At 60.2% G+C, this 2,265-nt stretch carries 1 protein-coding gene and 1 pseudogene; both read left to right on the top strand.

Annotation, left to right across the window (positions count from 1 at the left end):
* The first annotated feature begins 298 nt into the window (after window positions 1–298).
* Complete coding sequence (locus tag ABD120_RS39600; protein WP_343955666.1) at window positions 299–1,072, top strand: transposase family protein; 774 nt, start codon at window positions 299–301, stop codon at window positions 1,070–1,072.
* Window positions 1,073–1,969: 897 nt separating this feature from the next.
* Window positions 1,970–2,265: pseudogene (locus ABD120_RS39595) on the top strand (hypothetical protein); the annotation flags it as partial.

Here is a 2,265-nt window from a genome sequence, read left to right as displayed (position 1 = left end):
CTCGTCGTCACGTCACCACGCCGAACGTGAATGATCTTCTCAAACACGCTCTGAGGGAATCGCGGCTCTAGCGTAGGAGGTTAATTTCTCAACGCCTTCTTTGGTCTTTATGATTTTCTTGGCTTCATCTTCCTTCTGGATGCCGAACTCATCCATCCAGCGAGGCTTTTTCAACCCGTGGCGACGGGGGTGCCGGTCACAGCATGATCGCGAGCTGGGCGTTCGCCTGACGACGTAAGAAACCCCTGGTAGATGGATTGATCACCACAACCAGATCCATCACAACCAGGGGCCTCGGATGCTGTTCTATCGTGCCGCCGTCGATTTGTCGCGTTCAACGCTGAACTACGTCGCCGGAGTGATCCGTCGGCACCGCAAGGCGATCGGATCGGCCTGGCGACTGCTCAACCCGGGACAGCAAGCGCTGCTCGTGCTGGTCTACCTGCGCAAAGGCGAGACGTTCACCGAACTCGGCGCCGGGTTCGGGGTATCGACCGCGACCGCGTGGCGTTATGTGGAGGAGACGGTCGCTCTGCTGTCGGCCCGCTCACCGAAGCTCGGCCGGGCGCTACGCAAAGCGAAGCGGGACGGGCTGCACCACCTGGTGCTCGACGGCACGTTGATCCGCATCGACCGGATCGCCGTGGACCGTCCGTACTTCTCCGGCAAGCACCGGGTGCACGGCGTGAACGTGCAGGTCATCGCCTCACCGGACGGCACCATCCTCTGGACCTCCGGAGCACTGCCCGGCAAAGCCCACGACCTGAGCGCCGCCCGGATCTGGGGCATCCTGCGCGCCTTGGAGCGGGCCGGGATCATCACCCTGGCCGACAAGGCGTATCAGGGAGCCGAAGGCCCGGTCCGCACTCCGTACAAAGGCAAGAACAAACCCGAATCCCAGAAGCGGGCCAACCGCGCCCACGCAAAGCTTCGGGGTCCCGGTGAACGAGCGAACGCCCAGCTGAAGAGCTGGAAGATCCTTCGCAAGCTACGCTGCAGCCCCAGCAAGGCCGGTCACCTGTGCAAGGCCATCGCTGTCCTTCAGAATCACCGAGCTGGGCAGGCAGCGTGAGGATGAAAAGCATTCAGCGATAGAACCAGAAGCGTTCGTTCACATGTCGCTCCTCTGGCTGGCCGCGAGAAAGCATCTCGATCGTACTTCGCCAGCGGCGATCGGCAAACACTCTGAACTAAACGGTTATCGCTCGCTGCACGCTGGCAAGTCTGAGATCGGATCTGTTCGACGCGTACACATGCTCCTCGACCGCGTAAGGGCAGGCTGCCGCGCCGCTTCCGGTGCTCGGGCCTGGCGGCCCTGCGCTCCGGGTCGGCTTGCTACCGGATACGCGGGTTGCTGTGGTCTGCTGTACAGCAGGGATGTACAGCAACGCCGCCTCACACAGCCTGATCGTCCCGTACGGCGCCTCACCGCCGAGCAGGCAGCGCCGGCTCCCGACCATGGCCCTCCGCTTCACTCGTAACGAGGTGTTCGAGTGGAGGCCGAAAGGATCGCTGACTTCGGCTCGCCGTAGAGGCGGGGGCGACCGACTACCGTGACATCGTTGGACCTCTTGGCTGGGCAGGGCGGTGATCGATAGGGAATGAACCCATGTTACAGTTTATAACATTTTGGTAACTGATCGCGACATGCATGAGCGGACTGCGATCCAGAATGCCACGATTGGTGGCATTCTGGGGTTCTCAAGGCTCGGTCGATGTTGAGGAGGCTAACTTGCACAATCAGCCCTCGCCCGATTGGAGAGCTTGGGAGAGCGCGATTCAGCTATTTCGACATCTCACAATAGACAGAGGCGAGCTATACGAGGTCCCCCCACCCCCGATCAACCTGCCTGGCAGGCGATTCTATGCCGAGCTGCATCTGGGCTACTCTCGTTGGTATGGCCGACGCGTTGCATATGAGCACAGATCGACGATCGCTCTCGGTCACCCATTGTTCGTTCTCGGGGCTATGGCTGGTACTGCTCTTGGCAACTCGAATCGACGGGCGAAAGCGCAAGCTGATGCTTTGCCGCAATGGCGTGAACATCACGTTGTGCCGATATTGGTAACCAACTATGAGCTTGTTACCTTTGCGTGGGGCGGGACGCAGTTCTGGGACTATTCTAAAACTCTAACTGTGACTCCCAATCCATATATTGACTCGGTGATCTTTACCTTCCAAGGCGGGCTTGAACCTCTTCAGTTGCAAGGCCCTGGTGCCCTGTGGCTGTCCGTGGCCGTCACTTATCTGGTGTTTGGAGCCGA

It is taken from the genome of Nonomuraea longicatena, assembly GCF_039525605.1.
Classification (GTDB): domain Bacteria; phylum Actinomycetota; class Actinomycetes; order Streptosporangiales; family Streptosporangiaceae; genus Nonomuraea; species Nonomuraea longicatena.
The sequence above is the reverse complement of the archived record's forward strand: the minus strand, read 5'-3'. Positions and strand labels throughout refer to the sequence as shown.